The following is a 26,356-nucleotide window of genomic DNA, read 5'->3' as shown; positions in this document are numbered from 1 at the left end:
CTTAGCACGGAAGGCCCCCAGGGCGGCATGTCGCGACGTCAGGCCGGGAGCGGCGCAGTGGCACGCTCCAGCCAGGCGCGCGCCTCGGCGTCGAGGCCGGGCGCCAGGGTCTCGCGAACCCGCGCCTGATAGGCGTCGATCCAGGCGCGCTCTCCCGGGTCGAGCAGATCCGGCTGGATCAGCCGCCGGTCGTAGGGGGCCAGCGTCAGGGTCTCGAAGCCGAGCATCGGCCGCTCGCCCCCGGGGATCGTACGGGGCTCGACCAGCACGAGATTCTCGATCCGGATGCCGTAGGCGCCGCTCGCGTAATAGCCGGGCTCGTTCGATAGGATCATCCCGGCCTCCAGCGGCACCGTGCCGGTCTTGGCGATCCGCTGCGGCCCCTCGTGCACCGACAGGAAGGCGCCGACCCCGTGGCCGGTGCCGTGATCGAAGTCGAGCCCCGCCTGCCAGAGCGGTGCCCGGGCGAAGGCGTCGATCTGGGCCCCGGTCGTCCCGGTCGGGAACACCGCGCGCGCGATGGCGATATGGCCCTTGAGGACCCGGGTGAAGCGGTCGCGCATCTCGGCACTCGGCTCGCCCACCGCGACCGTCCGGGTGATGTCGGTGGTGCCGTCCGGGTATTGCGCGCCGGAATCGATCAGGAACAGCTCGCCGGGCCGGACCGTCCGGTCGCTGGCGCGGGTGACCCGGTAGTGGACGATCGCCCCGTTCGGGCCGGAGCCCGAGATCGTCGGGAACGACACATCGCGCAGGTCGCCGCCGGCGGCGCGGAAATCCTCCAGCGCCTCGACCGCGGCGATCTCCGTGACGCCGCCGGATGCGGCCGCCGCGTCGAGCCAGGCCAGGAAGCGCACGACGCTCGCCCCGTCGCGGACATGGGCGGCGCGCGCGCCCGCGATCTCGGCGGTGTTCTTGACCGCCTTCATTGCGGTGATCGGGTCCTTCCCGACATCGGCGGTACCGCCGGCCGCCTCGATCTTCTCCTTCAGGGCGACCGCCCCGGTCGCGGCATCCAGTCGGACGCGCGCGCCGGCCAGGGAGGCCAGCCCGTCGTCGAGTTCCGCGCGGGGCAGGATCCCCGCGATGGGGGCCAGCGCCGCGCGAAGGGCCGGATCGACGTTCGGAGAGACCAGGAACAGCCGCGCCGCGCCCTCGCGCGGCAGGATCGCGTAGCCGAGCGCGAGCGGCGTATGCCCGACATCGGAACCGCGCAGGTTGAACGCCCAGGCGAGATTGTGCGGGTCGGAGATCACGAGGGCGTCGCACCCGCCCTCCTTGAGGGCCGCGCGGACCCGGGCGAGCTTGTCGGCGGCCGTCTCGCCCGCGAGCGCGTCCGGCTGGACGACCACCGCCCCGGCGGCCGGCTTGGGGCGTCCGGCCCAGACCGCGTCGACGAGGTTCGGCACGGCCCGCACCGTGCCGCCGGCCTTCGTGACTGCGCGCTCCAGCCGGGCGAGCCCGTCGGGCGTGTGCAGCCAGGGATCGTAGCCGAGTACCTGATCCCGCTTGAGGTTGGACGCGATCCAGCCTTCGGCCGTGGTTTCGGCGAGCGGCACGACCGTGACGAGGCCGGTCTCGACCTGCTCGGGCGCCTGCAAGGTATAGCGGCCGTCCACCACCAGCGCGGCGGATTCGATCAGGATCACGGCGGTGCCGGCCGAGCCTGTGAAGCCGGTCAGCCACGCGAGGCGCTCGGCGTCGGCAGGGACATATTCCGACTGATGCTCGTCGCCCCGCGGCACGACGAAGCCGTCGAGCCCGGTCTCCCGGAGGCCGGCCCGCAGGGCCTCGATCCGCTCGGGCCCCTTGCGGTGGCTCGGATCGTCGAAGGTCTGGAAGCGCCGGCGCGATGCGGTCGGGTCGAGGTCGGTCATGGGACGAGCCTAGCGCCCGCCGGACCCGGCTCGCAACCGCGCAGCAATCGACGCGGCACATCCTTATCTCGTGATTAAAAATCGCGAGCAATCTTATCACGCAGCCGGATTTGGCTTATTCATCAGGCATGCCACGCCGCGTTTATTACCGGATCAGCGACAGAGCGGACGGCCGCTTCGACGCCGTCGTGACGATCGAGCCGGATACCGTGGTCCGCCGCGACGGCTTTGAGTCACTCGCCGAAGTCGAGGAATGGATCGAAGGCCTGCGCGTTCTGATGGCGGCGCTCGGTGCGCCGGTGGCGCAGGCGCATGGGGTCGAACCGGCATCTCAGCCCGACCTGCAACCGCAGGGACCGGCCTCCCTTGGACACCTGCGCACGGCGCGGCAGTAGAATCTGCAGCGCGGTTCCGATCAGCCGTTTCTGACCGGCAGATCGGGCGCGCGATCGACCGGCGCGCCGTCATAGCCCTCGAGCCAGGCCGTGCGCGCCGCCGAACGCGTCGGGTAGGGGCAGGCGTCCTTCGGTCGGCCCTGGGCTCGCGCGCGGGCACCTTCCGTGATCGGGTCCGACGGTGGGTTATGGAGCGACGTCTGGCTCATGCCGGGAAAACGCGGCGCGGCCTTTCCGGTTCAGCGCCGCGGGCGCCTGGCCGCACCGCCACGCATTAGGACGAGGGCGACCCAGCCCTCGATCCGGCCGCGGCGCACCAGCGAGAAGCCCTGGGCCCGATAGGCCGAGAGCACGCCGGACACATCGCGCTCGATCAGGCCCGACAGGACCAGCACGCCTCCCGGGGCGACCACCGCCGCCAGGGTCGGGGCAAGCAGCCGCAGGGGGCGTGCCAGGATGTTGGCGAAGACCAGGTCGAAGTGACGCGGACGGGCCGCGAGGTGATGGCGCACCCCCGGACCCTGGTAGAGCTTGAGATAGGGCCCGAGGCCGTTGGCCCGGGCGTTCTCGCGCGCGGTGCGCACCGCCTCGGCGTCGAGGTCGCCCGCCACCACGGGCTGCCGCAAGGCCTTGGCGGCGGCGAAGGCGAGGATGCCGGTGCCCGTGCCGACGTCCAAGACGTTGGCCGGACGCCGTCGCTTCAGCTCGGAGACCAGCGCGCGGAGGCAGCCCAGCGTCGTCCCGTGATGGCCCGTGCCGAAGGCCAGGGCCGCCTCGATCTCGATCGGCAGGTCGTTCGCCCGCACCGTGTCGCGGTCATGCGAGCCGTGCACGACGAAGCGTCCGGCACGGACGGGCTTGAGCCCCTCGAGCGAGGCACGTACCCAGTCCTGTTGCGCGAGCGTGCGGAATTCCGCCGCGTCGGCCGCGTCGCCGATCACCGGCCGGATCAGGGCGCGGACGTAGTCCTCGTCGGGCTCGTTGGCGAAATAGGCTTCGAGCCGCCACGTGCGTCCGTCCTCATCCTCGAAGGCCGCGACCGCGGTCTCGGTCGGGTCGAACATCTCGCCCAGCAGATCGGTCATGGCCCGGGCCGAGCGTTCGTCGGTCAGCAGGCGCAGGACGTGGGACGGGCGGTGGGGCGGCAAGCCTTCGAGCATGGTCCTGGGCTGTAACGCCGGGACGCGCCGCAGCCCAGAGCCGGACGCCAAAAAATTCGACGCCTGCCGTGCCGGCTACCCTGAGGCGACAGCCGCTTGTTGCCAGCCGGACACAGCCGGCAATACTTGTGGGTTCACGCAGCTAAATCAGTGCTCATGGCCATTCCGTGTGCTTAAACAGTTTCGGCCCTCCCAAGGCCAGACCCTCAACTCAGGCGCGCCGATTTTCACGATGCGGCGCGCCAGTTTTGGCAGATGACACGACGCCCATGACCTCGCCTTTCCTCATCAGCTTCGCCGTCGCGTTGGTCACCTCCGGTGCGGCGACACTCTGGGCGTTGCTTGTGGCGGCCGACATGACCAGCCTAGCCGAGGCCGAGCCGGCCGAGCGCCGCGACATCCGGACTTGGTGAGGGCTGGGCCCAAGCGCCCGGTCAGATGGTTACGATTCGCGACCGTGGGTGCCCGGGAATGCGGCAACATGTTCGCGCGTTAACCACAGGGACGTCGCAGGACCGAGGAACCCGCTGCCCGGACCGACGTTTTTGCCGGCTTTTTCCGTGAATCACGATTGAGCAGGATGCGTACAGCGTGACCAAGTCCAGGCGTTCCGGCACCCGCGGGCCCGTGGTCGTCAACGATGCGTCCGTGCCGGCCAGGCCGCGCGAGCGGATCTTCGGCGGCCCGGCGCCGGACGGGCCGCTGCCGGGTCAACTTCTCGTTCTGCTGAGCCGGCTGCATCGCGCCGAAGCGACCCCGAAGGATCGTACCGAGCCGCATCACGGTTGAGCCGGCATGCCGGCAGCCTGGGCGGCCGCCCTTGGCCGCACCATCGGGGCCCTCTATGGTCCCCGTCGTACCCGGCTGGATATAACGGGGTGCGACAGGGATACGCACCGCATGCGCCTGACCCGACGGATTGTTTCCGCGCTCGTCATCGGCACGCTGGCGCTCGGTCCTGCGGCCCGGCCGGCGCGCGCGAGCGGGCCCGTCGTGGTGTTTGCCGCCGCGAGCCTGAAGAACGCGCTGGACGAGGCTTCGGCCGCCTGGACTAGGGAAACCGGTAAGACCGCTCGGATCTCCTACGCGGGCTCAAATGCCCTGGCCAAGCAGGTCGAGGCGGGCGCCCCGGCGGACCTGTTCATCTCGGCGGATAGGGCCTGGATGGATTACGTCGAGACGGCGGGGCTGCTGAAGCCGGATTCCCGCTTCGACCTCCTGCGCAACGCGCTGGTGTTGATCGCTCCCGGCCCCAGGAACCTGGGCTCGGACCCGCAGATCGCCCTGGCACCAAGTCTCGGGACCACGCTGACGCATCTGCTCGGCGGCGGGAAGCTCGCCATGGCGACGATCGATGCTGTCCCGGCCGGCAAGTACGGCAAGGCCGCCCTCGAGAAGCTCGGGGCCTGGGATGCCGTGAAGGGGCAGGTCGCGCAGGCCGAGAACGTGCGCGCCGCCCTGCTGCTCGTCGCTCGCGGCGAGGCTCCGCTCGGCATCGTCTACGCCACGGACGCAGCCGCCGATCCGAGCGTCCACGTCCTGGCGACCTTCCCGTCCGACAGCCATCCGCCGATCGTCTATCCCGCCGCCCTGCTCAAGGACTCGCACAACCCGGACGCCGCCGTCCTGCTGACCTTTCTGCGCGGCCCGGGGGCTCGGGGCGCCTTCGAGCGCCAGGGCTTCACGGTCATCGCGGCGCAGAGCGCCGGCCGGTAGCGACGCCGCGCAACCGTGCTCGGCCTGACCCCGGAGGAATGGAATGCCGTCGCCCTGAGCCTGCGGGTGGCGGCGGTGGCGACGCTCGCGAGCCTGGGTCCGGGCCTCGCTGTGGCGTGGGTGCTGGCCCGACGCCGGTTCCCCGGCCGCGCGCTCCTCGACGGGCTGGTCCACCTGCCGCTGATCCTGCCTCCCGTGGTGACCGGCTACCTGCTGCTGCTGACCTTCGGCCGGCGCGGCCTGTTCGGCCATGCGCTCGCCGAGATCGGCCTCGTCTTCTCCTTCCGCTGGACCGGGGCGGCGCTGGCCTGCGCCATCATGGGGTTTCCCCTGATGGTGCGGGCCATGCGCCTGTCGATCGAGGCAGTGGACCGGCGGCTGGAGCAGGCAGCCGCAACTCTGGGCGCGAGCCCGTTCGCGGTGTTCCTGACGGTCACCGTGCCGCTGAGTCTGCCCGGCTGCATTGCGGGGGCGGTTCTGGCCTTCGCCAAGGCGATGGGCGAATTCGGCGCGACCATCACCTTCGTGTCCAACATCCCAGGCGAGACACAGACGCTGCCGTCGGCGATCTACACGCTGACGCAGGTTCCCGGCGGCGAGGGGCCGGCCCTGCGCCTCACCCTGATCTCGATCGTCCTGTCGGTGACAGCGCTGCTCGTGTCCGAGTTCCTGGCGGCCCGCGCGGCACGGCGGTTGGGAGCGGGCTGATATGACGGCATCGATCCACTCCCCGTCGAAGGTCCTGACCCGAAGCAGCGAACGTATGTCTGAGAGGCGGATTCTCCGCGACGCCGTCCTTCGGCCGATTGTGGGCCCGGCTGCCGCCCTCCGTCATCCCGGGGCCGCGGCGCGGAGCCCAGGATCCAGACCCGCCGACGCGCCACGGCTCAGCGATGACGGTGCATCGGGGTTCCGGTCTCACCAGCCGCGCTCCGGCCTGACGATCGGACACGCGTTGATCGCGCATGCTGCCACCGGCTCAGGCATACGCGTAGGGACCACCCGCCCGCAGCGCCCTCTGGTAGGCCGGGCGGTCATGGATGCGCGCGAGCCACGCCTGGACCTGCGGCCCGGCCCCCGTGCCGCGCGCCCCGAAGGCCTCCAGCGGGAAGCTCATCATGATGTCGGCGGCGGTGAAATCCGTGCCGCAGAAAAAGGGCCGGCCGGCGAGCTCCGCCTCCCAGTAGGCCGCGTGCCGGCGCAGGTCCGGATCGACGAAACCCTGGAGCACGCGCCCGGCGATCCGGCTCACCAGGGGACGGAGCAGCCACGGGCTGCCGGGGGCCAAGCGGGAGAAGATCAGCTTGAGCAGAAGCGGCGGCATCGCGGACCCTTCGGCGTAGTGCAGCCAGTAGACGTAGCGCGCATGCGCCTCCGTCCCCGGGGCGGGCACCAGCGCGCCGCCGGTCCTAGCAGTGAGGTGCGCGACGATTGCCCCTGTCTCGGCAACCACCGTCCCGTCTTCCGTGATCACCGGCGACTTGCCCAGCGGATGCACGGCGACGAGCTCCGGCGGGGCGCGCAGGGTCCGGGGGTCGCGGGCGTAGCGCTGCACCCGGTAGGGCAGGCCGAGTTCCTCCAGGAGCCAGAGCACGCGCTGCGAGCGGCTGTTCTCGAGATGGTGGACCGTGATCATGGCGCGCGCGTCCGGACCGGCGCCGGAGCGCGCCGCGCCCCCTGTTACGCGAGTCGCTCCGCGTGAGCATCCAGGTCGACGTCCAGCTTCGGCGCGGGGCATTCGCCCTCGAAACCGCCTTCGCGGCCGGGCCGGGGCTCACCGCCCTGTTCGGGCGCTCGGGCTCGGGAAAGACGACGCTGATCGACCTGATCGCCGGGCTCGCCCGGCCGGACCGGGGCCGGATCGTGGTCGACGGCGCCGCGCTGGTCGATACCGCCGCCGGATTGTTCCTGCCGCCGCATCGACGCCGCGTGGGCGTCGTCTTCCAGGATGCACGGCTGTTCCCGCATCTGAGCGTCCGGTCGAATCTCGGCTACGGCCGCGTCTTCGCGCGGCACCGGCCTGATCCGGCGGCCTTCGCGTCGGTGACCGAGATGCTCGGCATCGGCCCTCTGCTCGACCGACGGCCGGCTGGCCTCTCGGGGGGCGAGCGCCAGAGGGTGGCGATCGGGCGGGCGCTGCTTGCCCGGCCCCGCCTTCTGCTGATGGACGAGCCGCTGGCGGCGCTGGACGAGGCCCGAAAGGCCGAGATCCTGCCCTATATCGAGCGCCTGCGCGACGAGGCCGGGGTGCCGATCGTCTATGTCAGCCACGCCGTCTCGGAAGTGGCACGGCTCGCCACCACGGTGGTCGTGCTGGAGGCAGGACGCGTGGCCGCCGCCGGCCCGGCGGAGGCGATCCTCCGCCGGGCCGACCTCGTGCCGATCCACGAGGCCGAGGCCGGCGCCCTGCTCGACATGGTCGTCGCGGATCAGGATCCGGAGACCGGCCTGACGCGCCTGACTGGGACCGCCGGGCAGTTGCTGGTGCCGGGGCTGTCGCGGCCGCCCGGCACGCGGCTGCGGATCCGGATCCCCGCGCGCGACGTGCTGGTCGCCACCGAGCGGCCCCGGGGACTCAGCGCGCGCAACATCCTCACGGGCCGTGTCAGCGGCCTGACGCCGTCCGGCACGGAGATCCTGGTGGAGATCGACTGCAGCGGGGCGCCGCTCGCCGCGCGCCTGACCACAGCAGCCGTCCGCGAGCTCGGCCTCGTGCCGAACAGCCCCATCTACGCAATCATCAAGAGCGTGGCTTTCGATCCCGCGGGGATCGGCACGCTGAAGGCTCCCGTCGCGATCTGAATGAAAGCCGCGCCGACCGATCCCGGTCTAACCGAGCTGCGTCAGCAGCGTGAAGGCGCCGAAGATCAAGACCGCACCGACCGAAGCCGCCAGCAGGATGAGAGCGGCGCGCGACTCCCGTATTTCCGGCGACATGGCCCCCCTCCGGTCTCGGCGCGCGTTGGTCCGCGGCACGACAGGTTTGAGATTCGCACCGTTCCGCCGGCCTGTCGACACGCACGGCACCAAACCACCCGACAGGGCGAACCATTTGACGCGCGCAGTCGAATCGGATCATGTTTGTACCGATCGGTACAAACATGCGCATGGACCAGCACGATGTCGGACCGCCCCCCATTTCCGCCCTTCACTGCCGAAACCGCGGTCCAGAAGGCCCGCATGGCGGAGGATGCCTGGAACGGGCGCGACCCGGAGCGGGTCTCGCTCGCCTACACGCCGGACAGCGTCTGGCGGAATCGCAGCGAGTTCCTCACAGGCCGTGAGGCCATCGTGGCGTTCCTCCAGCACAAGTGGGAACGGGAGCTGGAATACCGGCTGATCAAGGAGGTCTGGACCTTCGGCGGCGACCGGATCGCCGCGCGCTTCGCCTACGAGTGGCATGATGCCGAGGGCCGGTGGTTCCGGTCCTACGGCAACGAGAACTGGGAGTTCGACGCGCACGGGCTGATGCGGCGGCGGATCGCCAGCATCAACGACCTGTCGATCATGGAATCCGAGCGGAAATTTCACTGGCCGCTGGGCCGCCGCCCCGACGATCATCCGGGCCTCAGCGACCTCGGCCTCTGACGGCCGTGACCGGCCGGGCCGGGCTGCTCCCCGTGCTGGCGGAGGTTTTCCGCGAGCATGGCTACGAGGGCGCCAGCCTGTCGCTGATCAGCCGGGCGACCGGTTTGGGCAAGGGCAGCCTGTATCACCTCTTCCCCGGCGGGAAGGCCGAGATGGCGGCCTGCGTGCTGGCCGAGATCGACGGGTGGTTCGAGGCCAACCTGTACGCGCCGCTTCGCGAGGCGGAACGACCGGCCGAGGCGGTGTCGGGCATGTTCGACGCCGTGGAAGCGTATTTCCGCTCCGGTCGGCGGGTCTGCCTCGTGGGCGTCGTGGCGCTCGGCTCGGAGCGGGAGCGCTTCGCCGGGGCGGTGCAAAGCTACTTCGTGCGCTGGGTGGCGGCGCTGGCCGACGCCCTGAAGCGAGCGGGCCGGAACGACGCGGCGAGCGTCGCCCTGGCGGAGGAGGTCGTCGCCCAGATCCAAGGGGCGATCGTCCTGGCCAGGGCCCTCGGCGAGCCCGCGCTCTTCACCCGGGCGATGACCGCCTTGAGGGCCAGGGTCGCCGCGATCTGAGCGCCGCGGCGACCCTGCGTCTGCGGCTCAGGCGGCCGTCCGTCGCTCGACCATCCGGGCCAGGAAGGCGCTGCCGATCGGAATGATCGAATCGTCGAAGTTGTAGCCGGCATTGTGCAGGCCCGGGCCGGCGTTGGCGCCGAGCCAGACATAGGCGCCGGGCACCGCCATGGTCATGTCGGCGAAGTCCTCGCTGCCCATCTTGGGCACGACGTTCGCCTCGACCTTTTCGGCGCCCAACAGCTCGGTGGCGACCTCCGTGGCCGCCGCCGCCTGCTCGGGGGCGTTCTCCAGGACGGAGAACACGTCCTGCAGGTCGACGGTGACCTCGGCCCCGTAGGCGGCGGCGAAGCCCGCTGCCAGTTCGCGCATGCGGGTACCGGCGAGGTCCCGGATCTCCTTGTCGAAGGTGCGGATAGTGCCGGCGAGATGCGCCGTCTCCGGGATCACGTTGTAGGCGGAGCCCGCCTCGATCCGGGTGATCGACAGCACGATCGACTTCAGCGGGTCGGCGTTGCGCGAGACGATCGACTGGAGCGCCTGGGCAAGCCCGGTGGCGATGATGATCGGGTCGACGCCGCGATGCGGCTGAGCCGCGTGGATGCCCTTGCCGCGGATATGGATGTCGAAGAAGTCGGCCGCCGCCATGATCGGTCCAGGCCGCAGCTTGATCATGCCGTGGCCGCCGCCGGGCTGGTTGTGCAGCCCGTAGATCTCGTCGCAGGGGAAGCGCTCGAACAGCCCGTCCTTCAGCATGGCCCGGGCGCCGCCGCGCCCCTCCTCGGCCGGCTGGAACACGAACACCGCCGTACCGTCGAAGTCGCGGGTCTCGGCGAGGTAGCGCGCCGCACCGACCAGCATCGTGGTGTGTCCGTCATGGCCGCAGGCGTGCATCTTGCCGGCATAGGTCGAGCGGTAGGGGAGGTTGGTCTCCTCCTCGATGGGCAGGGCGTCCATGTCGGCGCGCAGGCCGATGCGCTTTCCGTTGTCGGTGCGGCCCTTGAGCAGGCCCACCACCCCGGTTCCGCCGACGCCCCGATGCACCTCGCAGCCGAAGGTCTCCAGAAGGTCGGCCACGATGCCGGCGGTCCGCACCTCCTCGAAGCCGAGTTCCGGGTGGGCGTGCAGATCGCGGCGCAGGGCCGTCAGCTCGTCGGCATAAGTCTTGATGCGGTCGATCGGGCTCATGTCTCGGGACCTTCGGGGGGGATTGTCTTGGGAGGCGATGCCTCGGGACGCGCCGCGCCGTCGCAGGCGCCGCCCGCATCCATACGCCGGAACGGCGTGAGCGTGTCGAGGACGTCCACCGCCTCGGCGACGTGGGCGCGCTCCCGCTGCAAGTAATCGGCCACCGCGCGGCGCAAGGCCGGGTCGGCGATGTCGTGCGCCGAGTGCATCAGGACCGGCCGGTAGCCGCGGGCGAGCTTGTGCTCCCCCTGGGCGCCCGCTTCGACACGCTTCAGACCGCGGGCAATCGCGAAATCGATCGCCTGATAGTAGCAGACCTCGAAGTGCAGGAAGGGGTGATCCTCGCTGCAGCCCCAGTTGCGCCCGTAGAGCGCCGTGTTGCCGATCAGATTGATCGCGCCGGCGATGTAGGCCCCTGCGCGCTTGGCCATCACCAGCAGCACGCGGTCGGCCATCCGCTCCGACAGGAGCGAGAAGAACCGGCGATTGAGGTAGGGCCGCCCCCATTTGCGGGAGCCCGTGTCCACGTAGAAGGCGTAGAACGCATCCCAGTGGGCTTCGGTGATGTCCGCGCCGGTGAGGTGCTCCACGGTGATGCCGGGTGCGAGCGCGTCGCGGCGCTCCTTGCGGATGGTCTTGCGCTTGCGCGAGGCCAGGACGGCAAGGAAATCGTCGAAGCTCGCATAGCCGTCGTTCTGCCAGTGGAACTGCTGGTCGGTGCGCTGAAGGAAGCCGGCTGCGCCGGCCCGGTCCCACTCGGCCTCGCGCATGAAGGTGACGTGGATCGAGGACGCCTTGGTCTCAGCCCGCAGGGCCCGCAAGCCCGCGACGAGGCCGGCGGTGGCCACGTCGGGATCGGCGCCCGGGGCGATCAGGAAGCGCGGGCCGGTCACCGGGGTGAACGGCACGCTCACCTGGAGCTTGGGGTAGTATTCGCCGCCGGCCCGCTCGTAGGCATCGGCCCAGCCATGGTCGAACACGTACTCGCCCTGGCTGTGCGTTTTCAGATAGCAGGGCACCACGCCGAGGCGCGCCCCGTCACGCTCCACGGAGACGTGGAGCGGCAGCCAGCCGGTCCTGCGGGACACGCAGCCCGAATCCTCCAGCGCCGACAGGAAAGCATGCGACACGAAGGGGTTATGGGTCTCGTCGCCGGCCGCCAGGGTCTCTGGGGAGAAGGCACAGGCATCCCATTCCGCCGCGCCGATGTCCTTCAATCCGGGCAGTGCCCGCACGGTGAGCGTCGGGGTCTCCGGCATCGGCCCGGGTGCTTGCTTCATGGGCGCGAGTCTAGCCGGTGTCCGGAGCGGAGCAAGCGGACGGATGCGCGCGGCGGCCATGGCAGCCTTTCAACCGGGCGCCTAACGAAACTGCTTTGACATGCTCTGGCCGGCGACGGAGCCCGGGCGCCTCACTCGCCGAACCGGCCGACGCAGGTGACGTCGCCCTCTTTGCAGGCCAGATACCCGTTCAGCATCGCGGTTCGCGCGGTTGTGACCCGAGCCAGGCACTCCGCCTGGACCTGAGGCTGCATGGAGCCGCCCGCGACGCCCATCGCCTCCAGGGCGCAGCTCGCGTCCCGGAATGGCAGCCACGCCTTCTGGACCGCGCGCAACCCATCCTTCGCCTTGGGGCCGATCTGCTTCATCAGCCGGGTATAGGCCTGGTTCATCGCCGCATCCGCGCGGTCGTAAGCGGCCCCGGCGCAGGCGTTCAGATCCATCTGGTTCGCGCCGGCGCAAGGGTCGGCCGCCCGGGCCGGTCCGGCGGCGATCAGGAGCGCGGTTAGGCCGCCGGACAGCGTTCGCTTCACGGCACGAACCCTTCGAACACCATCTGGTCGGCATGCTGGCCCGCACGGGCACGCTGGTCCTCGGTCCGGACCGTCCAGGTCATCACCGGGATCCGGCCGAGCAACCGGCACAGATAGGTCGGTGCGCAGGGCAGGTCGTCGACGCGCCAGGACAGGAAATCCGGCCGGGTCTCGGCGAAGTGCAGGAGGTTGGACAAAGCCAGGCGGGCGCTCGGCGGGAGCGCCGCGTAGATCGGATCGTCCTGCGTGGTCTCCGCCACGATCCCGCGCGGGATCGCCGGCGGGCAGAGGTCTCGCAGGACCGCAACCACCTGCGGATCGAAGGATTTCAGCGCCACCGGACCCTTGCAGGCCGCAACGACTTCGGCGGCGCGGGTGGCGAGCCGCAGGTCACCGTCGTAGCGGGACTTGACCTCGATCACCACGGGAACGGCGCCGTTCACCGCCGCCAGGAAGGCCGGCAGCGTCGGCATCGTCTCGGCGGTGCCGGCAATCCCGAGGCGCCCGAGCTCGGCCGCGGATTTCGACGCGACCGATTCGCTCGCCTCTGTCAGCCGCCCTAGGGCGGCGTCGTGGAACACCATCGCCTCGCCGTCGGCACTCAGCTGCACGTCGCACTCGATGGCGAAGCCGCCGGCTACCGCCGCCCGGGCGGCCGCCAGGGTGTTCTCCGGCCGGCCCGCCGCCCGGTCATGCAGCCCGCGATGGGCGATCGGTCGTGCGACGAGCCAGTCGGGCGCGGCCACTTCTACCGCACCTCGAACATCGCCTCGACCTCGACGGCGGCGTCGAGGGGCAGCTCCGCCACGCCGACGGTCGAGCGGGCGTGGCGCCCGCGATCGCCGAGCAGCTCGACCATCAGGTCGGAGGCGCCGTTCATGACACCGGCCACCGCCGAGAAGCCCGGGGTGGCATTGATGAAGCCGCCGAGCCGCACGCACTGGACCACCGCGCGGTCGAGGTCGCCCACCGCGGCCTCGAGTTGGGCGAGCACGTTGAGGGCACAGAGCCGGGCGGCCGCCTTGCCGGCCTCGGCCGAAACGTTGCCGCCGACCTTGCCCGTGTGTTCGGAAGCGAGCTTGCCGTCCGTGCCGAAGCAGATCTGGCCGGAGATCACCACAAGTGTGCCCGTGCGCACGAAAGGCACGTAGTTCGCCACCGGCGCCGCCGCCTTCGGCAGGGCAAGGCCCAGAGCCTCCAGGCGTTCCTTGACCGTGCTCATCGCGATCTCCCTCGCTGACCGAAATCCGCCCGAGGCTGGAGCATGGCCGCCCCCCGCCGCGCAAGGAAAAAGACCGGCCGAACGATCGGGCGATCGGCGCTTCGACGGCCTCGCGCAGAGCTGCCGCGCGTACCCGGCGAACATTGAAACGTTGACAGGGCCAGCCTCTTTCATAGTAATCGCGCGCGTGCCGCCCATCCCTGAGGCGGCACTTTCATTTGGAGCCGGCTAATGCTTGCTCCACGATTTTAGCGAGAAACGGAGATGGGACCCGTGACGTCAGCCCTTCTGCCGACCTACGTCCGCGCGCCGCTCGCCTTCGAGCGCGGCGAGGGCGCGTGGCTCGTGACGGAGGGCGGCGAGCGATATCTCGACTTCGGCGCCGGGATCGCAGTCAACGGACTCGGCCATGCCCACCCGCATTTGGTCAATGCCTTGACCGAGCAGGCGGCCAAGATCTGGCACACCTCGAACCTTTTCCAGATTCCCGGCGGCGAGCGCCTCGGGCAGCGCCTGGTCGACGCGACCTTCGCGGATGTGGTGTTCTTCTGCAACTCGGGGGCTGAGGCCAACGAGGCGGCGATCAAGATCGCCCGGAAGTATCACGCCACCGGCGGCCAGCCCGAGCGCTACCGGATCGTCACCTTCGCGGGCGCCTTCCACGGTCGCACGCTCGCGACCCTCGCGGCCGGCGGCCAGCAGAAATACATCGAGGGCTTCGGGCCCAAGGTCGAGGGCTTCGATCAGGTTCCGGCCGGCGACTGGGCGGCGCTCGAGGCGGTGATCGGCCCCGAAACGGCCGCGCTGATGATCGAGCCGATCCAGGGCGAGGGCGGCGTGCGGGAGATCCCCCATGCGGATCTACGCCGGCTCCGCGAGATCTGCGACGCTCAGGGCCTGCTGCTGATCATGGACGAGGTCCAGACCGGCGTCGGCCGCACCGGACGCCTGTTCGCCCATGAATGGTCCGGCATCACCCCGGACATCATGAGCGTGGCGAAGGGAATCGGCGGCGGCTTCCCGCTCGGCGCCTGTCTCGCGACCCGCGAGGCCGCCCGTGGCATGACCGCCGGCACGCACGGCACCACCTTCGGCGGAAACCCGCTCGCCATGGCGGTGGGCAACGCCGTGCTCGACGTCGTCCTGGAAGAGGTCTTCCTGGAGCGCGTCGCCCGGTCGGGCCTGATTCTCAAGCAGAAGCTTGCGGCCCTGCGCGACCGGCACCCGCACGTCTTCGAGGAGATCCGCGGCGAGGGGCTGATGCTCGGCCTCAAGCTCGGCGTGCCGAATACCGACTTCGCAGCCGCGGCCCGGGACGCGCATCTCCTGGTGATTCCGGCGGGCGACAACATCGTCCGCCTCCTGCCACCGCTCACCATCGGCGACGCCGAAATCGATGAGGCCGTCCGGCGGCTCGACGCGGCGGCATCCGGCTTCGAGGCCGTGCGCGGAGCCGCCGAGTAAGGTCAGAGTTCGGGTTTCAGAACACCGTCCTCCGCATCGCGGGGGGCGGCTCGAAGCGTTCCCGGGCGCGCGCAATCCCGCCGCGCCGGACGGAGACGCCCCTGCCAGGAGGTAGAGTGCGGTTCATGATCAGGTGATCGTTGAGCAGACTCTAGGTAACGTGACGCGATGAAAGCCCAGATTGACGGCCGGGCACAGGCCCCAGCCCCGCACCTGAACGGTGCCGGCCCTCGCCATTTCCTCGACCTCAAGGATTTCTCCGGGGCGGAGCTACGCCGGGTCCTCGATGCCAGCGCCGCCATCAAAGCGCGCCGCCGCAAGGGCGAGCAGGCGACCGAGCGGCCGCTCACGGGCAAGACCCTGGCGATGGTGTTCGACCGGCCCTCGACCCGGACCCGCGTCTCGTTCGACGTGGCGATGCGCGAACTCGGCGGTGAGACCCTGATGCTCACCGGCTCGGAGATGCAGCTCGGCCGCGGCGAGACGATCGGCGATACCGCGCAAGTGCTGTCCCGCTTCGTCGACGCGATCATGATCCGCATCCTCGACCACGGCCAGATGCTGGAACTTGCCGAGTACGCCACTGTGCCGGTGATCAATGCGCTGACCAAGGTCTCGCATCCCTGCCAGATCATGGCGGACGTGCTGACTTTCGAGGAGCATCGCGGACCGATCAAGGGCCGCACCGTGGCGTGGTCGGGCGATTCCAACAACGTGCTGGCCAGCTGGGTCCACGCGGCAGCGCGCCTCGACTTCACGCTCAACGTGGCGAGCCCGCCCGAGCTCGCACCGCCGCCCGCGCTGCTCGCCTGGGCCAAGCAGGAGGGCGCCGACCTCAACGTCACCACGAACGCCTTCGCGGCCGTGGACGGCGCGGATGCGGTGGTGACCGATTGCTGGGTGTCCATGGGCGACGACGACGAGGCCCACCGCCACAACCTGCTCAGCCCCTATCAGGTCAACGCCAAGCTGATGGCCGCGGCCAACCGGGACGCGATCTTCATGCACTGCCTGCCGGCCCATCGCGGCGAGGAGGTGACGGCCGAGGTCATGGACGGCCCGCGTTCCGTCGTGTTCGATGAGGCCGAGAACCGTCTGCACGCCCAGAAGGGCATTCTGGCGTGGTGCCTGGGCGCGGGTGGCCTCTGATCCGAGCGGGTCTCGTCCGGCCTCGCGCTCGTGAGGCCGGCGCCCCATATAGGCGGCAGCGGGTGGCACACGCCGTCCGCCTCCCCATCACGGCTGCCGCCAGGCGGTCATCCCGGCGACGGATGTGGCGCGCAGCGCCGTCTTTCCCGCACGGGCCGGGCGGGGTGAGGGATTCGGTCGCTCCGCCAAGGACATCGCCTCACCCCGCCCGCCCGTGCGGAGAACGAAGCCGCGCCCTGTCGGGACGGCCGCCTGATCCGGGAGCAGGGCGCCGCGGGCGCCGGACGCATCGATCGGAGCGGGTATGACCTCAGGAACGCAAACTCAGCCACAGCTCCAGACGGCCGGAAACGGCCACGCGGGGGAGGACGACGCCGTCCTGCCCTTCGCCGTGGAGGCCCTGGACGTGCGCGGGCGCGTGGTCCGGCTCGGCGACTCCGTGGACACGATCCTGCGCCGCCACGGCTATCCAGATCCGGTCGCCCGGCTGCTCGGCGAGGCGGCGGCGCTGACGGTGCTGCTCGGCTCCTCGCTGAAATTCGAGGGCCGGTTCCAGCTTCAGACCAAGACCGACGGCCCGGTGGCGATGATCGTGGTCGATTTCGAGGCGCCCGACCGCCTGCGCGCCACCGCCCGGTTCGATCCGGAGCGCGTCGCGGCCCTGGGCTCCGGCCCGCTCAAGGACTCCGAGCTGATCGGCACGGGTCATCTTGCCATGACGATCGACCAGGGCACGGCGGCCAGCCGTTACCAGGGTGTGGTCGCTCTGGAAGGCCAGAGCTTGGAGGAGGCCGCCCACCAGTATTTCCGCCAGTCCGAGCAGATCCCCACGCAGGTGCGCCTCGCCGTCGCGGAGGCCGTGGAGGAGGTGGCAGGCCGCTGGCGGGCCGGCGGCCTGCTCGTGCAGTTCCTGCCGCAATCGATCGACCGCGCCCGGCTCGCCGACCTGCCGCCGGGCGACATCCCGGAGGGGCATGCGCATCTCTCGGGCACCGCGCCCGAGGACGATGCCTGGGTCGAGGCCCGCTCCCTGGTCGCCACGATCGAGGATCACGAACTGGTCGATCCCAACGTCTCGAGCGAGCGCCTGCTCTACAGGCTGTTCCATGAGCGGGGGGTGCGGGTCTTCGAGCGTCAGTCGGTGCACGAGACCTGCCGCTGCTCCCGCGAGCGGGTGATGGGCATGATCCGTTCGTTCTCGCCGCAGGAGCGGCACGACATGGTGGCGGATGACGGGCGGATCGTCATCACCTGCGAATTCTGCTCTCGGCGGTACGACCTCGACCCTCTGGAGGTCGAGGCCGAGATCGCGGAGCAGCCTAAGCAGTAGAGAGCGAACTTGGCCGTGGGCGCGAAGCAATCGCCCCGCGCCCACGGCCAAGCTTTGTCCGCGTAACGCGCTAATACCCGTATTCGTTGCGCGAATTTTTAAGGAGCCAGACCAGAACCGTTTCCGGACCTTCGACGTTGCGTGGCAGATTCAACATCGGAGGAATTCCCATGCGGAAATTGTCCATCGGTCTGGCCGCGCTGCTGATCAGCACCTCGGCCTATGCGCAACAGGGCGGCGGCCAGGGCGGCGCCGGGATGAACGGCCGCGGCGGCCAGGGCGGAGCGGAGTCCGGCATGAAGGCTGGCGGCGGTGACCGCGGCGGCCCGCAGACCGGAAGCCAAGCCGGATCCGACCGGGGTGGCGCCGAGGCAGGCCGCTCCGCGCAGAACCGGGACGCGGGCGGCGAGGGCCGGATGGCCCAGGACCGCGGTCGTGCCGGTGCAGAGCGCGGGGACCGCGACGGCGACCGCGCCGAGCGCAACGAGCGGGGTGACCGCAACGGTGATCATGCGGCGCGCGGTGACCGCAACGGCGCGCGCGCGGAGCGCAACGAGCGCGGCGATCATCGCGGCGACCGCGCCGATGTCCGCGGCCGGACCGATGTGCGTTCGGAGCGGGTCGAGGGCGGCTTCCGCCGCGAGGGCCGCTTCGTGTTCATCGGCGGCCGCCGAGTCGTCTACGGCTCGCCGGAATATCGCCGCCTGATCGTCACCGAGAACCGCGGCCCGCGCGAGCGCTACGTCGTCATCCGCGGCCAGCGCGTGCTCTACGGCTCGCCCGAGTACAAGCGCCTCGTCAGCGTCCGCGAGACTGGCCCGCGTGAGCGCTATGTGGTCGTCCGCGGTCACCGAGTCCGGTACGGCTCGCCCGAGTATCGGAGGCTCGTCACGGTGCAGGAGGACCGATTCGTCACGATCCGCGGTCAGCGCGTGCGCTACGGCTCCGACGAGTACCGGCGCCTGAGCGGCGGCGGCGGCACCGTCAGCGCCAGCTTCCGCTCCGAGCAGCGCGCCGGCGCGCGCTTCGACAAGCACGGCGGGCGGGACGGCATCCGCAACGCGTCGCGCAACGAGGGCCGGCAGGATGGTCGCAACGAGGGTCGTATGGACCGCGGCCAGGATCGCGGGATGGACCGCACGGCCGGCCAGGATCGCAAGACCGACGGCATGCGCAACAGCGACATGCGCGGCGGCCAGCAGGACGGCATCCGCAACGCTTCGGATCGCGGCGGTCAGCAGGGTGGCATGAAGGCTGGCGGCAACGAGGGCGGCCGGACGGGCGGCGCCGAGCGTGGCGGCATGAGCGGCGGAAACATGAGCGGCGGAAACATGGGCGGCGCCCAGGGCGCCGGCCGCTCGGGTGGCCAGACGGGTACCGGCCGCAACTGAGTCAGACCGGAATAAGCGGTCGGGTGGGGCCTCGGCGGCCCCTCCCGACCGCCTTGCATATCGGGGAGATTAATTCCGGGCTCCGCTTGTGAAATCCCGGTATGACGGCCCGGACAGACGGACCACCCGGGACCTGCGGGTTGCCCACCGCCCGGACCTCACACGCGGTCCCTCTGAACCAATGGGGGCCCGATCTCGACGCATCGGCCTGGAGTCTTTATCCGGCTCCGCGCGGCACCGGCGCGGTGGCCCGCCTCCGAACCGGCCGCCCGGGCGTCACGATGAGCCAACTCACCTCCGAGATTCTCCTCGTCCCGCGGGGCGAAGCCGGCCATTTCCTGTCGGCGGCCCTCGGCTGGATGGGGAAGCGCGCCACCGTCACGGCCGATCCGGGCGAGGCGAACCACGTGCTCTGCCTGCCCGTCCTCGATTTCGTCCGCCTGGGTTTCCCCGAGGCGAACGGGCGGCTGGAGCTGCTGCAGCCGGGCGATGCCGAGAATCTGCGCGCTGGACGCGCGGCGCTCCTCCTCGACCTCTCGAACGAGGGCCCGGGGCTCCACGCCCCGACCTTCGAGGCGCTGCATCGCAACCTCGACGGGCTCGGGATCCCCCGCGACCGGGTCATCCTCGTCTCGCAGAACAGGATGCTGCGCCTGGATTACGAGGGGCTCTACGGCGAGGGGCTGCGCTTCTGGACCTTCGAGTTCTTCCCACTGCAGGTCGCCCTCTGGCTCGACGCGGAGACGGGCCCGCGGCTGTTCCCGCAGCATCCGCTCGACCGCACCGGCTACGCGCCCTTCGCCCGGAATCTCGGGCCCGCGCGCTTCCTCTGCCAGAACGCGGCCCTGCGTTGGCACCGGGTCCTGCTGTACCGCTGGTTCCAGCTCAACGGCATGGACCGGGACGGACTGATCTCGTTTCACGGCATCGGGGAGGACAACCCGAAAGCCGGCGGCATCAACGTCTTCCACGCCCCGCCGGAGATCGAGGCCGCCTTCGGGCCTTTGCTCGCCGATGTCGGCGCCTGGATCCCCCGGCAGGCCCGGCGGATCGATCCTCCCGCCGGCGGCACCGACATGGTGATGACCCTGGACACCCGGGCCTACTCGGATTGCGACCTTACCGTCATCTCGGAGACCGACTTCTTCGAGGGTGGGGTCGAGCGCGTCACGGAGAAGTCGCTCAAGGCCGCCGCGACCGGGCTGCCCTTCGTGATGGTCGGCGCGCCCCGGGCCGTCGCGCGGCTGTCGGAACTGGGCTTCCACACCTTCGGCAGCCTTGTCGATCATGACTACGATCTGGTCACCGATCCGGCCGAGCGCCTGCCGCGGGTGTTCCGATCGATCGAGCGGGCCTGGGCCGACTGCAAGCGCGACCGCACCGCCTGGCACCGCCGGGCACGGGAGCAGGCCGAGGCCAACGTCGCGCATGCGCGGAGCGGACTGCTGCCGCAGCTCGACCGGGTGATGGTGGCGCCGCTGCTCGAGCGGCTGGCCCGGTTCACGGAGACGGGCGCCCTCGTCCACTGACACCCCTGTTTGGACCGCGGCCCGACAGGCGCCGTCGCCGCGCGACGTGCACCGCCTCACGTCGCCAGCCGCAGCGTCTCCGCCATCCGCCGCACGGCCGGCTCGATCGCGCGCTCCGGCACCGCGGCGTAGCCGAGAAGCAGCCCCGGCTCCGGCGTACCGGCATGGTAGGCCGACAGCGCCACCGCGGAGATTCCGGCTCGACCGAGCGCGGCAGCGGCGGCGCTATCGGCGAGGGACGGCGTCCAGGCGGGTCCCGGCCGGGCGATGAGGTGCATCCCGCCCTCCATCGGAGCCACAGCGATCACGTCCGCTGCGTGGCGCCCGGCGGCCTGCACCAGCGCTTCCTGGCGCAGGGCGTAGAGGCGGCGGGTCCGCCGCAGGTGACCGGCGAGATGCCCGTCCTCGATGAAGCGGGCCAGCGCCCACTGGCCGATCCCGGGCGGAGCCGGACCGGTTTCGGCGAGGGCTTGGTTGACCGGCGCCACGAGGCCGCGCGGCAGGACGAGGTAGCTCAGGCCCAGGGCGGGCAGCAGGAGCTTGGAGAAGCTGCCGACATAGATCACCCGCCCGCCGCGATCGAGGGCGCGCAGCGGCGCGAGCGGGCGCCCGGCATAGCGGTACGCCCCGTCGTAATCGTCCTCGACGATCCAGCCCGAGACCGCATCCGCCCAGGCCAGGAGATCCAACCGGTTCTCGAGGCTCATGGCGTAGCCGAGGGGGTAATGCTGGGCCGGCGTGACCACGGCGAGCCGGGCCGCAGGCGCCGCGGCCGCCCCGCGGCTTGCCGAGAGGCCGCCCGGCCCGATCGGTATCGGCGCGACACGCAGGCCCGCGCCCGCCAGCGCCCGGGCGATCCCGGGAAAGCCCGGCTCCTCGACCCAGGCGGTTCCGCCCGGGTCGAGGAGCAACTCGGCCAGAAGGCGCAGGCTCTGGCGGATGCCTGCCGTGACGATGACGTCGTCGGCCTCGCAGACGACGCCGCGGGCCTGCGCGAGGAAGGCGGCGATCGCGCTGCGGAGCGCCGGTGAGCCGCGCGGGTCGATCCGCTCGGCCGGACCGTGGCGCCACTCTGCCTGGAGCAGGCGCGCCCAGACCTCGTAGGGGAATGCGTCCACGGCCGGACGGCCGAGCGCGAAGGCGTCGGGGACCCCGGGTCCCGCCATGTAGCGCTGCGGCGGTGAACGGACGCGCTCGGCCCCGCGCCGCGACAGCGTCGGTGCCGGCCCAGTAGCCATGCGGGTGACCGGCCCGGAATGCGGGACCGCGTCGTCCGGCAAGATCGCGGCGACGCGCGTGGCCGAGCCGGGCCGCGCCGTCAGGTAGCCTTCCGCGGTGAGCTGTTCCAGCGCCAGCACCACGGTCCCGCGGGCGCAGCCGAGATCCGCCGCGAGAACGCGCGAGGCCGGCAGCCGTGCACCGCGTGGCAGGCGGCGGTTGAGGATGGCCGTGCGCAGGCCCTCACGGAGCTGCACGTGCAGCGGCAGCGGCGCCGCCGGATCGAGACTGACGGTCAGCGGAAGCGGCCCCCTGGGCATCGTGCAAACTGGTCCAGTCGGGTTCGAAGAATTGGACCTTTCGCCTGGTCCGCCGACGGGTCAAGCAGAGCCGTATCCAAGTGCCAGACAGGACAGGCGCGATGTACCAGCCGCCGCATTTCCGGGAGGACAGTCAGGCTGCTCAGCACGCGCTGATCCGCGCCCATCCGCTGGGCCTTCTGGTCACCGCCGGGCCGGGCGGCCTCATCGCCAACCCGATACCATTCCTCCTCGATGTGGTCGGGGAGCACGGCACGCTGAGGGCCCACCTCGCCCGCGCCAACCCGCAAGGGCGCGAGCTTGCCGCGGTGGAGGAGTGCCTAGTGGTATTCCAGGGACCTCAGGGCTACGTCACCCCCAGCTGGTACGCGAGCAAGCGCGAGCACGGGCGGGTGGTGCCGACCTGGAACTACGCGACCGTCCATGCCTGGGGCCGACCCCGTGTGATCGAGGCGGCGGACTGGCTGCACCGACAGATCGCCGACCTCACCGCCCTGCGCGAGGCTCCGCGGGCGGCGCCCTGGGCCGTGTCGGATGCGCCCGAGCCGTTCGTCGCCGCGCAGGTCCGGGCGCTCGTCGGCGTCGAAATCCCGATCACCCGCATCGAAGGGAAGTGGAAGATGAGCCAGAACAGGCCCGGGGCGGACCGCGACGGCGTCATCGCCGGCTTCCAGGCGGAGGGCGAACAGGTTCTCGCCGACCTCATCGCCGAGCGAAGCCCGACATGAGCGCGCGCCTCAACGCCTTCGGCCAGCCGATCGGTCCGGACCTATCAGATTGGACGGCGCGCCCGCGGCCGCCGCGGTCGCCTCTGGAGGGCCGCACCTGCCGGGTCGTGCCCTTGGTCGCGGAGGCTCACACGGCCGCCCTGTTCGCGGCCTACAGTGCAGCGCCCGATATGCGCGGCTGGACCTATCTCGGCGACGAGATGCCCGCGAGCGAAGCCGTCTACCGCGGACGGCTCGCGACGATGGAGGCCAGTCAGGATCCGCTCTTCCACGTGGTGCTCGACCGCGCGAGCGGAGAGGCTTTGGGGATCGCCTCATACCTGCGGATCGACCCGGGCAACGGGGTGATCGAGGTCGGCCATCTGCATTTCGGACCGAAGCTTCAGCGCGCGCCCGCCGCCACGGAGGCGATGGCGCTGATGATGGCCCGGGCCTTCGACGAACTGGGCTACCGCCGCTACGAGTGGAAATGCGACAGCCTCAACGCCCCGTCCCGGGCGGCCGCCCTGCGCCTCGGTTTCACCTTCGAGGGCATCTTCCGCAATGCCCTCGTGGTAAAGGGCCGCTCCCGCGACACGGCCTGGTTCTCGATCACCGATGCCGAGTGGCCACGGGTCCGCGCCGGCTTCGCGGCCTGGCTTGATCCCGCAAATTTCGACGCGGAGGGCCGGCAGCGGCGCGGTTTGGCGGAACTCCGCGACGCGGTTCGATAAGCGTGATCGGTCGGCGCGTCAGCGCCGCCCCGACACTCCGGCCGCCAGGAACGCCTCGGCGGTGCGCAGGCTCAGCGCCATGATGGTGAGCGCCGGGTTGGCGGCCAGCGAACTCGGGAAGGTCGAGCCGTCGCAGATCCACAGGTTGTCGATGTCGAAGCTGCGGCCGGTGGGATCGACAACCGCGCTCGATCGGTCGCGCCCCATCCGGCAGGTGCCGATCGTGTGGGCGACCCGCTCCAGCACCCAGATGTCCTCGGCGCCCGCCGCCTCCCACAGGCTCCGCATGACCTTCGTCGCGTGCGCGTTCAGGCGGTTCTCGTTGGTGCTGTAGCCGAAGCTGATATGGGCCTTGCGCATCCCGCGCGCGTCGGTCTCGTCCGACAAGCTCAGGATGTTCGCGTCGCAGGGCAGGGTCTCGCCGTTGATGCCGATGCCCGCGAGGTTGTTGTAGCGATCGAGGTAGTCGAGCAGGGGCTTGCCCCAAAGGCCGCGCCCGCGCGCGACTGCATTGCCGAAGGTCACCGGCACCACCCCGAGGCTCTGGACGAGGTAGCCGCCGGCGAAATCGGCACCGGCCCGGATGAAATCCTCGGTGATCAGGGCGGACGGGTAGCCCCGGTTCATCCGCACCTCGTGCGGGAACGTGCCCCAGACCTGCGTGGCGACATGGCCCATGTAGTTGCGCCCGACTTGGTCGCTCGAATTGGCCATCCCGAGATGCAGGAGCAGGCGCGGCGTCTCCACCGCGCCGGCGCAGAGGAACACCGCGGCGCAGCGCTGGCGCAGGTCCTGGCCGCCTTGCCGGTAGACCACCGCGGTGACCCGGCCGTCGGCACCGCGCTCGAGGCCGTGCACGAATGCCTCGGGCCGGATCTCAGCGCCATGGGTCACGGCCAGCGGCAGGTAGCTCACGTCCATGCTCGCCTTGGCGCCGTTGCGGCAGCCCTGGTGGCAGTAGCCGCAATTGATGCAGGCGTTGCGGCGCGGCCCGCCCTCGGAGTCGAAGTCGCGGGAGACGACCGCGGCGGGGGCATCGGCCCACCGGATGCCGAGCGTGTCGCAGGCCTCGGCCATGATCCGCGCCGGGCCGTTGCGCGGCACCGGGGGGAGGGGATACCGGCGCTCGGGATCCCACGGATAGGCCTGCGCTCCCGAGACGCCCAGGAAGCGCTCGACCCGCTCGTAGTACGGAAGCAGCTCGTCGTAGGTGACCGGCCAGTCGACGCCCTCGCCGGTCTCCGTGTGGAGCCGCAGGTCACGGGCATCGGCCCGGGGCACGAAGGCGCCCCAATGCAGCGTCGAACCACCGACCCCGGTGCCGCTGTTGTTGCCGCCGAAGGCCTCCGGCGTCGAGCCGCTGCTCAGGCGCTCCTCAGTCCAGTAGATCTCGTCGGCGAGCGTCTCGTCGAAGGCGAAGCGCTCCGGCGTGAAATTCGGTCCGGCCTCCAGGGCGACGACCTTCAGGCCGGCCGCCGCGAGCCTGGCGAGGAGCGGGGCGCCCCCGGCCCCGGTCCCGACGATGACCGCGTCGACGACATCGTCCGCGCGGTAGGTGCGCATCCCGGCGAGGTTCATCGTGCCGCCTCCACCTGCGCGGGTCGAGGCTCCCAGGGCTCCGGCGCATCGAGCCCGACGTCATGGAACCCGGGCAGCCCCTCGGCGATCGCGCCCGGCCGGTCGCCGCCCGCGCCGATCCCCGAGAACCCGATCCGCGCCAGAGCCGCCGGCTGAGCCAGCCAGAGCTTGGTGGCGTCGGCGCGCAGATCCTCGAACCAGAACCGCATCCGGTCGGCGTCCAGCCGGCCGCCGAGACTCTCCGGCACCGTCATATCCCCGCGCTGCGTGAGCACGAGAAGCGCGGCCTGCGCCTCCATGTCGAGGGCCAGGAACGGCCGGTTATGTACGGCTCGCGCGGCCGCATCGAGCGTGCGCAACGCCGCGGAATAGGCCTCCGCGTCCGGGGGCAGCGCCGCGTAGCGCCATCCGTCGCCGGCGCCCTCGGCCAGACGTCTGTCGAGCCGGCCTGCCGCATCGATGCCCGGGACCGGCAGGACATGGACGAGGACGGCGCGCAGCAGCGCGAGTTCCACCGGATCGACGGCGTTCGGGCAATAGGCCGGATCATCCGGCTCGGCGCGGGCGTCGAGGACCGAGCGCAAACGGCTGTTGACCCGGTCCGAGGCGATCAGCGCCCGGTAGGCCGGTGGCACCGCAGAGGCTGTTTGCGCCGATCCGCGCGGCCAATCGCCGACATGATCGAGCACCCGTTCGGCCAGGATCTCGGGTCGCTCCAGCGGCAGGAGATGACCAACGCCGTCGACGGTGACGCGGCGGTGAAACGCCAGATGCGGCGTCATCAGTGCCTGCTGCGCATCCGGCCCGAGATCCGCGTCCTCGGAGCCTGCCAGGATCAGCGCCGGCGTGCGCAGGACCCCGATGCGGCGGCACCAATCCTCGCGCGCCCCGGATTCGAGCCACGCCTTCCACGCATCGGGCGATGCCTGCAGAACGTCCGCCACGGCCCGGGCTTCCGTGTCGGAATCCAGTGCGGCGCCAACGTTCTCGCGCACGAAGGCCTGCGCCTCCCGGCGGCGCGTCTCGGGATCCGCATCGATCCAGGCGATCATTTGTGCTCGGCGATCCTCCGGGATCGGCTCCGGGCTCGGCGGGGAGCCGGAGACGAGAACCAGATCGGTCAGCCCGGCAAGGCCCGGCTCACCGTCCTCGGCGCGGCGCGCCAGGGCCAGGGCCACCTTGGCGCCCATGCTGTGACCCGCGATCGCGTAATGCGTGGGCGCCCGGCCGCGCACAGCCGCAGCCACGTGGTCGGCCATGGCGGCGACGGAGAAGCCCGTCTTGCCGGCTTCCTGGCCGAATCCCGGCAAGTCTACGGGCACGCACGTCAACGCGCCGTCGAGGGCGCGCGCGAGCGGCGCCCAGCTTCGCGCGCTGCCACCCAGAAAATGCAGGCAGAACAGGATTTCAGGTTCAGACATCG

General features: G+C 70.9%; 27 protein-coding genes. 15 read left to right on the top strand and 12 right to left on the bottom strand.

Annotated features, from left to right (window positions below):
- Positions 1 to 38: 38 nt before the first annotated feature.
- Positions 39 to 1,877, bottom strand: coding sequence for an aminopeptidase P family protein (locus tag JOE48_RS04710; RefSeq protein ID WP_210028334.1), 1,839 nt, complete (start codon positions 1,875 to 1,877; stop codon positions 39 to 41).
- Between the two features lie 128 nt (positions 1,878 to 2,005).
- Here JOE48_RS04710 and JOE48_RS04705 point away from each other — a divergent pair, with 128 nt between their 5' ends.
- Positions 2,006 to 2,272 (top strand): hypothetical protein, encoded by a 267-nt coding sequence (locus tag JOE48_RS04705; protein ID WP_210028333.1) that lies wholly within the window; start codon positions 2,006 to 2,008, stop codon positions 2,270 to 2,272.
- Between the two features lie 20 nt (positions 2,273 to 2,292).
- Here the strand turns inward: JOE48_RS04705 and rmf are convergent, their stop codons facing one another.
- A complete protein-coding gene (gene rmf, locus JOE48_RS30115) occupies positions 2,293 to 2,481 on the bottom strand; it encodes a ribosome modulation factor (RefSeq protein ID WP_245252710.1) in 189 nt (62 codons plus the stop codon).
- 30 nt (positions 2,482 to 2,511) lie between these two features.
- Positions 2,512 to 3,432, bottom strand: a complete 921-nt coding sequence (locus JOE48_RS04700; protein WP_210028332.1) for a 50S ribosomal protein L11 methyltransferase — start codon at positions 3,430 to 3,432, stop codon at positions 2,512 to 2,514.
- 269 nt (positions 3,433 to 3,701) lie between these two features.
- Here JOE48_RS04700 and JOE48_RS04695 point away from each other — a divergent pair, with 269 nt between their 5' ends.
- From JOE48_RS04695 to modB, 4 genes are all read left to right on the top strand, one after another.
- Positions 3,702 to 3,845 (top strand): hypothetical protein, encoded by a 144-nt coding sequence (locus JOE48_RS04695; RefSeq protein WP_210028330.1) that lies wholly within the window; start codon positions 3,702 to 3,704, stop codon positions 3,843 to 3,845.
- A gap of 178 nt (positions 3,846 to 4,023) precedes the next feature.
- On the top strand, positions 4,024 to 4,221 hold the full coding sequence (locus tag JOE48_RS04690) for a hypothetical protein (protein ID WP_210028328.1): 198 nt from the start codon (positions 4,024 to 4,026) through the stop codon (positions 4,219 to 4,221).
- A gap of 111 nt (positions 4,222 to 4,332) precedes the next feature.
- A complete protein-coding gene (gene modA / locus JOE48_RS04685) occupies positions 4,333 to 5,148 on the top strand; it encodes a molybdate ABC transporter substrate-binding protein (protein WP_210028326.1) in 816 nt (271 codons plus the stop codon).
- A 15-nt stretch (positions 5,149 to 5,163) separates the two neighbouring features.
- Positions 5,164 to 5,856: a molybdate ABC transporter permease subunit gene (gene modB, locus JOE48_RS04680; protein ID WP_210028324.1), complete on the top strand. Its 693-nt coding sequence runs from the start codon at positions 5,164 to 5,166 to the stop codon at positions 5,854 to 5,856.
- A 271-nt stretch (positions 5,857 to 6,127) separates the two neighbouring features.
- On the opposite strand, the gene JOE48_RS04675 is transcribed toward modB, so the two are convergent.
- Complete coding sequence (locus JOE48_RS04675; RefSeq protein ID WP_210028322.1) at positions 6,128 to 6,784, bottom strand: glutathione S-transferase; 657 nt, start codon at positions 6,782 to 6,784, stop codon at positions 6,128 to 6,130.
- Positions 6,785 to 6,846: 62 nt separating this feature from the next.
- Between JOE48_RS04675 and modC the strand changes: the two genes are divergently transcribed.
- From modC to JOE48_RS04660, 3 genes are all read left to right on the top strand, one after another.
- Positions 6,847 to 7,950 carry a molybdenum ABC transporter ATP-binding protein gene (gene modC / locus JOE48_RS04670; protein WP_210028320.1) on the top strand — a complete coding sequence of 368 codons (1,104 nt, stop codon included), beginning with the start codon at positions 6,847 to 6,849 and terminating at the stop codon, positions 7,948 to 7,950.
- A gap of 318 nt (positions 7,951 to 8,268) precedes the next feature.
- A complete protein-coding gene (locus JOE48_RS04665) occupies positions 8,269 to 8,736 on the top strand; it encodes a nuclear transport factor 2 family protein (RefSeq protein WP_210028313.1) in 468 nt (155 codons plus the stop codon).
- 5 nt (positions 8,737 to 8,741) lie between these two features.
- Positions 8,742 to 9,290, top strand: coding sequence for a TetR/AcrR family transcriptional regulator (locus JOE48_RS04660; RefSeq protein ID WP_210028311.1), 549 nt, complete (start codon positions 8,742 to 8,744; stop codon positions 9,288 to 9,290).
- 27 nt (positions 9,291 to 9,317) lie between these two features.
- Here JOE48_RS04660 and JOE48_RS04655 read toward each other — a convergent pair whose 3' ends face one another.
- The 5 genes from JOE48_RS04655 to JOE48_RS04635 all read right to left on the bottom strand — a co-directional run bounded on the left by JOE48_RS04655 (position 9,318) and on the right by JOE48_RS04635 (position 13,513).
- Positions 9,318 to 10,478: a M20 aminoacylase family protein gene (locus JOE48_RS04655; protein ID WP_210028309.1), complete on the bottom strand. Its 1,161-nt coding sequence runs from the start codon at positions 10,476 to 10,478 to the stop codon at positions 9,318 to 9,320.
- Complete coding sequence (locus tag JOE48_RS04650; protein WP_210028307.1) at positions 10,475 to 11,758, bottom strand: GNAT family N-acetyltransferase; 1,284 nt, start codon at positions 11,756 to 11,758, stop codon at positions 10,475 to 10,477. The genes JOE48_RS04655 and JOE48_RS04650 overlap by 4 nt, the downstream gene beginning before the upstream one ends.
- Before the next feature lie 131 nt (positions 11,759 to 11,889).
- A complete protein-coding gene (locus tag JOE48_RS04645; RefSeq protein ID WP_312893072.1) occupies positions 11,890 to 12,291 on the bottom strand; it encodes a lysozyme inhibitor LprI family protein in 402 nt (133 codons plus the stop codon).
- Positions 12,288 to 13,037 carry a glycerophosphodiester phosphodiesterase family protein gene (locus JOE48_RS04640; protein WP_210028299.1) on the bottom strand — a complete coding sequence of 250 codons (750 nt, stop codon included), beginning with the start codon at positions 13,035 to 13,037 and terminating at the stop codon, positions 12,288 to 12,290. The genes JOE48_RS04645 and JOE48_RS04640 overlap by 4 nt, the downstream gene beginning before the upstream one ends.
- Before the next feature lie 2 nt (positions 13,038 to 13,039).
- A complete protein-coding gene (locus JOE48_RS04635) occupies positions 13,040 to 13,513 on the bottom strand; it encodes a RidA family protein (protein ID WP_210028297.1) in 474 nt (157 codons plus the stop codon).
- 273 nt (positions 13,514 to 13,786) lie between these two features.
- Here JOE48_RS04635 and JOE48_RS04630 point away from each other — a divergent pair, with 273 nt between their 5' ends.
- The 5 genes from JOE48_RS04630 to JOE48_RS04610 all read left to right on the top strand — a co-directional run bounded on the left by JOE48_RS04630 (position 13,787) and on the right by JOE48_RS04610 (position 20,376).
- The gene (locus JOE48_RS04630; RefSeq protein ID WP_210028295.1) at positions 13,787 to 14,977 is read left to right on the top strand and encodes an aspartate aminotransferase family protein; all 1,191 of its coding nucleotides are present in this window, start codon (positions 13,787 to 13,789) and stop codon (positions 14,975 to 14,977) included.
- Between the two features lie 168 nt (positions 14,978 to 15,145).
- Positions 15,146 to 16,126, top strand: a complete 981-nt coding sequence (gene argF, locus JOE48_RS04625; protein WP_210028292.1) for an ornithine carbamoyltransferase — start codon at positions 15,146 to 15,148, stop codon at positions 16,124 to 16,126.
- A gap of 304 nt (positions 16,127 to 16,430) precedes the next feature.
- Positions 16,431 to 17,456, top strand: a complete 1,026-nt coding sequence (locus tag JOE48_RS04620) for an Hsp33 family molecular chaperone (RefSeq protein ID WP_210028290.1) — start codon at positions 16,431 to 16,433, stop codon at positions 17,454 to 17,456.
- Positions 17,457 to 17,626: 170 nt separating this feature from the next.
- The gene (locus JOE48_RS04615) at positions 17,627 to 18,847 is read left to right on the top strand and encodes a hypothetical protein (RefSeq protein ID WP_210028280.1); all 1,221 of its coding nucleotides are present in this window, start codon (positions 17,627 to 17,629) and stop codon (positions 18,845 to 18,847) included.
- A 281-nt stretch (positions 18,848 to 19,128) separates the two neighbouring features.
- Entirely contained in the window at positions 19,129 to 20,376 is a 1,248-nt protein-coding gene (locus tag JOE48_RS04610) for a hypothetical protein (protein WP_210028277.1), read from the top strand.
- 56 nt (positions 20,377 to 20,432) lie between these two features.
- On the opposite strand, the gene JOE48_RS04605 is transcribed toward JOE48_RS04610, so the two are convergent.
- Positions 20,433 to 21,914, bottom strand: coding sequence for a PLP-dependent aminotransferase family protein (locus tag JOE48_RS04605; RefSeq protein WP_210028275.1), 1,482 nt, complete (start codon positions 21,912 to 21,914; stop codon positions 20,433 to 20,435).
- Between the two features lie 101 nt (positions 21,915 to 22,015).
- On the opposite strand from JOE48_RS04605, the gene JOE48_RS04600 reads away from it, so the two are divergent.
- Both JOE48_RS04600 and JOE48_RS04595 read left to right on the top strand, forming a co-directional pair.
- Positions 22,016 to 22,642, top strand: a complete 627-nt coding sequence (locus JOE48_RS04600; protein ID WP_210028273.1) for an FMN-binding negative transcriptional regulator — start codon at positions 22,016 to 22,018, stop codon at positions 22,640 to 22,642.
- Positions 22,639 to 23,355 (top strand): GNAT family N-acetyltransferase, encoded by a 717-nt coding sequence (locus JOE48_RS04595; RefSeq protein WP_210028264.1) that lies wholly within the window; start codon positions 22,639 to 22,641, stop codon positions 23,353 to 23,355. Before JOE48_RS04600 ends, JOE48_RS04595 begins: the two co-directional genes overlap by 4 nt.
- Positions 23,356 to 23,373: 18 nt before the next feature.
- Here JOE48_RS04595 and JOE48_RS04590 read toward each other — a convergent pair whose 3' ends face one another.
- The gene (locus JOE48_RS04590) at positions 23,374 to 24,933 is read right to left on the bottom strand and encodes a GMC family oxidoreductase (protein WP_210028262.1); all 1,560 of its coding nucleotides are present in this window, start codon (positions 24,931 to 24,933) and stop codon (positions 23,374 to 23,376) included.
- A complete protein-coding gene (locus JOE48_RS04585; RefSeq protein WP_210028260.1) occupies positions 24,930 to 26,354 on the bottom strand; it encodes an alpha/beta hydrolase in 1,425 nt (474 codons plus the stop codon). The genes JOE48_RS04590 and JOE48_RS04585 overlap by 4 nt, the downstream gene beginning before the upstream one ends.
- Between the last annotated feature and the right edge of the window lie 2 nt (positions 26,355 to 26,356).

Source organism: Methylobacterium sp. PvR107, assembly GCF_017833295.1.
Lineage (GTDB): Bacteria > Pseudomonadota > Alphaproteobacteria > Rhizobiales > Beijerinckiaceae > Methylobacterium.
The sequence above is the reverse complement of the archived record's forward strand: the minus strand, read 5'-3'. Positions and strand labels throughout refer to the sequence as shown.